Annotated in this window: 6 protein-coding genes; all 6 read left to right on the top strand. The window is 36.6% G+C overall.

The window, feature by feature from the left end; genetic code table 11:
• Positions 1-62 precede the first annotated feature (62 nt).
• Positions 63-893 carry a UDP-3-O-[3-hydroxymyristoyl] N-acetylglucosamine deacetylase gene (gene lpxC / locus KBI38_07160; GenBank protein ID MBP8629835.1) on the top strand — a complete coding sequence of 277 codons (831 nt, stop codon included), beginning with the start codon at positions 63-65 and terminating at the stop codon, positions 891-893.
• A gap of 3 nt (positions 894-896) precedes the next feature.
• Positions 897-1,337 (top strand): 3-hydroxyacyl-ACP dehydratase FabZ, encoded by a 441-nt coding sequence (gene fabZ / locus KBI38_07155; GenBank protein ID MBP8629834.1) that lies wholly within the window; start codon positions 897-899, stop codon positions 1,335-1,337.
• 174 nt (positions 1,338-1,511) lie between these two features.
• A complete protein-coding gene (gene lpxA, locus KBI38_07150) occupies positions 1,512-2,330 on the top strand; it encodes an acyl-ACP--UDP-N-acetylglucosamine O-acyltransferase (protein ID MBP8629833.1) in 819 nt (272 codons plus the stop codon).
• Between the two features lie 14 nt (positions 2,331-2,344).
• Positions 2,345-3,148, top strand: coding sequence for a UDP-2,3-diacylglucosamine diphosphatase LpxI (lpxI, locus tag KBI38_07145; GenBank protein ID MBP8629832.1), 804 nt, complete (start codon positions 2,345-2,347; stop codon positions 3,146-3,148).
• A 69-nt stretch (positions 3,149-3,217) separates the two neighbouring features.
• The gene (gene lpxB / locus KBI38_07140; GenBank protein ID MBP8629831.1) at positions 3,218-4,342 is read left to right on the top strand and encodes a lipid-A-disaccharide synthase; all 1,125 of its coding nucleotides are present in this window, start codon (positions 3,218-3,220) and stop codon (positions 4,340-4,342) included.
• A gap of 13 nt (positions 4,343-4,355) precedes the next feature.
• Positions 4,356-4,625 (top strand): ABC transporter ATP-binding protein (locus tag KBI38_07135; GenBank protein MBP8629830.1); only part of this gene is annotated, 270 nt, incomplete at its 3' end.

Genomic DNA, 4,625 nt, shown 5'->3' with positions numbered 1-4,625 from the left:
ACTTGCAGGAAAGATTTATTTTTTGTAGAATAGACGAAGGTTATAAAATAGGAGGACTTTTTATGCAGTACCAAAATACCATTGCGACAGATATTACCTATAAAGGTATCGGTTTACACTCAGGAACAGAAGTTATCATAACTTTAAAGTCAGCTCCCCCTAATACGGGGATTGTTTTTATTAGAGTTGATTTGCCTGGACAACCGAAGGTAAAAGCTTGCGCTAAAAATGTTACTAATACTATGCGAGCGACAACTTTGGAAAAGGGTGCTGCAAAAGTCTTTACCGTAGAACATTTATTAGCTGCTTTTAATGCGCTAAATATTGATAATTGTTATGTTGAAATAAATTCGGTAGAACCACCGGTTGCGGATGGTAGTGCGTTGGTTTTTGCTGAATTAATTAATACTGCCGGAATAATGAAGCAAAGTGAGTTGCGTCCGGAAATTATAATTGATAAAGTTTATGCTGTACACGATAAAGATCGCTTTATTACAATTATTCCTTATGATGGGTTTAGAATAACTTTTACTTCTACTAACCCGCATCCGCTTTTAGGAATACAGTTTGCGGATTTTGAAGTAAATCAAGATGTTTTTATGCGGGAAATTGCCGGGGCTCGGACAATTGGCTTTATGCATGAGGTTGAGGCGCTAAAAGCACAAGGGTTGGCCTTGGGGGGCAGTTTAGAGAATGTAGTAGTTTACGATGAAGAAAAGGTGTTAACGCCGTTAAGATTTGAAGATGAACTGGTTAGGCATAAGGTTCTTGATATTATTGGGGATTTTATGCTTGCCGGAAAAATAAAAGGTCATATCATCGCAGTAAAGTCCAGCCATGCTTTGAATACAGAATTGGCGAAAAAAATATTAATCGGTAATAAAGGAGAATAACAAATGGTACTAACAATAAAAGATATTGAGAAAATAATACCACATCGTTATCCGTTTTTATTGGTGGATAAAATTATTGAGCTAGAACCAATGAAACGAGCGGTGGGAATAAAAAATTTAACGTATACAGAACCGCAATTTCAAGGACATTTTCCTAGTAGACCAGTTATGCCGGGGGTTTTGATTTTAGAAGCAATGGCTCAAGTTGGTGGCGTAGCAATGCTCTATCCGGAAGAAAATCGTGGCAAGCTTGCACTATTTGCCGGGATGGAAAAAGTTAAGTTTAGAAAACCGGTGGGTCCTGGGGATCAACTTAAAATGGTTGCGGAATTGATAAAGGTAAAAAGTAATATCGGTAAATTATGGTGTCAAGCCTTTGTTGATGAACAATTAGTAGCTGAAGGTGAATTTATGTTTGCCCTATCAGCAGTAGAAGAAAAATAGATTAATTTAGTAATTAAATGCTGAATAAAAAAGATAAACTCAGCTAATGGCAATAAACGGGTTAAAATGCCAGTTTATTGAGAGCGGAAAAATATTGACTGAGTGGACTATATAAAATAGTGATTTTGTTAGGGGCTTATTTAGCAAGATTACATCACAAAGGAGCTGATATTGGTGAAAACAGATAATGTGGTAGCATTAAGAAAAATACATGAAACAGCAGTAATTCATCCTAAAGCTCGTTTAGGCAAGGATGTTGAAATAGGACCTTACGCCGTTATTGGGGAAAATGTTATTATTGGTGATAATACTAAAATTTGTGCCCATGCGGTGATTGAGGGCTGGACAAGTATCGGAAAAGATTGTGTGATTTTCCCTGGAGCATCGATTGGTGCAGAACCCCAAGATTTGAAATTTAATGGGGAAAAAAGTTATGTTATTATTGGTGATAATACCAAAATCCGCGAATGTGCGACAGTTAATAGAGCAACCGGTGAAGGTGAAGAAACCAGAATTGGCTCTAACTGTTTAATGATGGCTTATACACATGTAGCACATAATTGTATTGTTGGTAATAATGTTATTATGAGTAATGCGGCAACCTTGGCTGGTCATGTTGTAGTAGAAGACCGAGCGATTATTGGGGGCTTATCTGGAGTGCATCAGTTTGTAAAAATTGGTCGCAATGCGATGGTGGGTGGGGCTTCTAAAGTTGTCCAAGATATTCCGCCATATGTGATTGTCGATGGTCATCCGGCAAAAGTTTCTGGCTTAAACAGTGTAGGGATGTCGAGAGCCGGTATTGATATTGAATCCAGAAAAAATATTAAAAAAGCTTATAGAATACTATATCGTTCCGGTAATAGTTTAGCGCAGGCTATTGAAATTATTGAACAAGAAGTAGAGTCATGTCCGGAAGTGGATCATTTTTTACGGTTTTTACGCAATGCTGAAAGAGGAATTTGTCGCGGGCGTAAAGAAAGTAACGAGTGATACGGAGGGATAAGATGGAGAAAATAGGATTGTTAGCCGGTATCGGAAGATTGCCGGTAGAAATAGCATTAGCAGCACAAGATTCTAATATTGAAATTACAGCGATTGCTTTGTTAGATGATGTTGAGGCTGATTTAGCGAAGAGTGTAGTTGATTTCAATAAAATTAATATTGGTCAACTTGATTGTATTATTCAAACATTAGTACAAAAAAATATTAAACAAGTTACGATGATTGGCAAAGTTACCAAAGAATTAATGTTTAATGGTGAGGTTGCTATTGATCAGCGGTGGCAAAAACTATTCAGTTCATTGCCGAATAATAATGATGATACCTTAATGTTGGCATTGGTGCAGGAATTAGCAACAGAAGGTATTGGTGTGTTTGACCAAACGATGCTTATTAAAAAATTGATGCCGAGTAAAGGTGTTTTGACGGAACGTCAACCGACAATTGGCGAACTGGAAGATATGGAGTTTGGCTATAAAATGGCCAAAGAAATTGGTCAACTTGATATTGGTCAAACGGTCGTAGTAAAGCATAAAGCAGTTATGGCAGTGGAAGCAATTGAAGGAACTGATGAATGCATAAAACGGGGGGGAGCCTTGGGCCGTGGCGACGCTGTTGTTGTTAAGGTTGCAAAACCGAACCAAGATTTACGCTTTGATGTTCCAACCGTAGGTGTTAAGACTATTAATTCCATGATTGTAGCAAATTCCAAAGCTTTAGCTATTGAAGCTGATAATACCTTGTTAGTGGAAAAGTCTAAAGTTTTAGAATTAGCTAAAAAAAATAATATAACGATTGTAGCATTATAATAGACGTTGAGGAGGTTTTGTAAGGAGCATCCTCACGTCTTTATTGTTTACAAAGGCTGGGAGACAATGATGGCGAAGATAATGATTTCTGTTGGTGAGGCTTCAGGTGACTTGCATGGAGCCAGTGTAGCGACAGCAATAAAAGAGCTTAATCCGCAAGCACATATTTTTGGTATGGGCGGTATTAATATGAAAAATAGTGGTGTTGAAATATATCATGATATTGCGGATTTAGGTGTAATTGGGTTTGTAGAAGTTATAAAAAATTTACGAAAACTCTTTAAGCTTAAAGCTGACTTGGTAGCTTTAATGAAAAAAGAACGGCCGGATGTTTTAGTGGTTATTGATTATCCTGATTTTAATATGCGCTTAGCCAAAGCTGCCCAAAAATTAAATATTCCGGTTATTTCTTATATCAGCCCTTCAGCATGGGCCTGGCGTCCCGGACGCGCTAAAGATGTTGCGAAGGTTGTTGACTGTATTGCCGCTATTTTTCCATTTGAAGCTGAATTTTATAAAAAAGCCGGTGCGAATGTAGAATTTGTCGGTCATCCGTTACTGGATATTGTAAAACCTGAATTACAGCCGGTTGAAGCTTATCAGTATTTTCAAGCTAGCAGTGAACAACCGGTGGTATTATTATTGCCCGGTAGTAGAAAACAGGAAATTAATAACTTATTGCCGGAAATGTTAAAAGCCGCCGAAGAAATCATTACGGTACAACCGAAGGTTCAGTTTTATTTACCGGTAGCATCAACAATTCCAAGAAAAATGATTGAAGATATTTTAAAACAATATAAAGTTAAGGTTAAGTTAACTAGTGATAAAAATTATGCTTTGATGAGCATCGCTGACGTTGGCATTGCTTCTTCAGGAACAGTAACCTTGGAAGCGGCAATTTTAAAACTACCAACGGTGGTTATTTATAAATTAGCCTTTTTAACATACTTATTAGGAAAATTATTAGTGAAAATACCTTATTTTAGCTTACCTAACATTATTGCTGGGAAGGCTTTAATTCCGGAATTACTGCAAAAGCAAGCTAATTATCATAATATTGCCCAAGAAACTATTAAAATATTAGAAAATAGTGTTAAAATGAAACAGGAAATGAATATTGTTACAGAAAAACTTGGTCAAGGTGGTGCTGTTAAAAAAGTGGCAACCTTGATTCTAAGTTATGTTAAAGCTTAGCAGCGGAGGAAATATGAATAATTATAAACGTTTATTATTATATGCCAAACCCTATAGCGGAAGATTGATGTTGGCATTTTTGTTTACCAGTGTGGCCGCAGCCGGAAATTTATTTGTTCCGTGGATATTAAAAGATGTTATTGATAAGGTGTTGATGAATAAAGATATTTTGTTATTAAATACTATTGCCGTGACAATTGAAATAGTATTTTTCATCAGAGGAATTTGCTTTTATGCACAGACTTATTTGATGTCTTATGTCGGGCAAAAAGTCATAATTGAT

It is taken from the genome of Negativicutes bacterium (assembly GCA_018052945.1).
In the GTDB taxonomy this organism is placed as follows: domain Bacteria; phylum Bacillota; class Negativicutes; order JAGPMH01; family JAGPMH01; genus JAGPMH01.
This window is presented reverse-complemented; position numbering and strand designations above follow the sequence as displayed.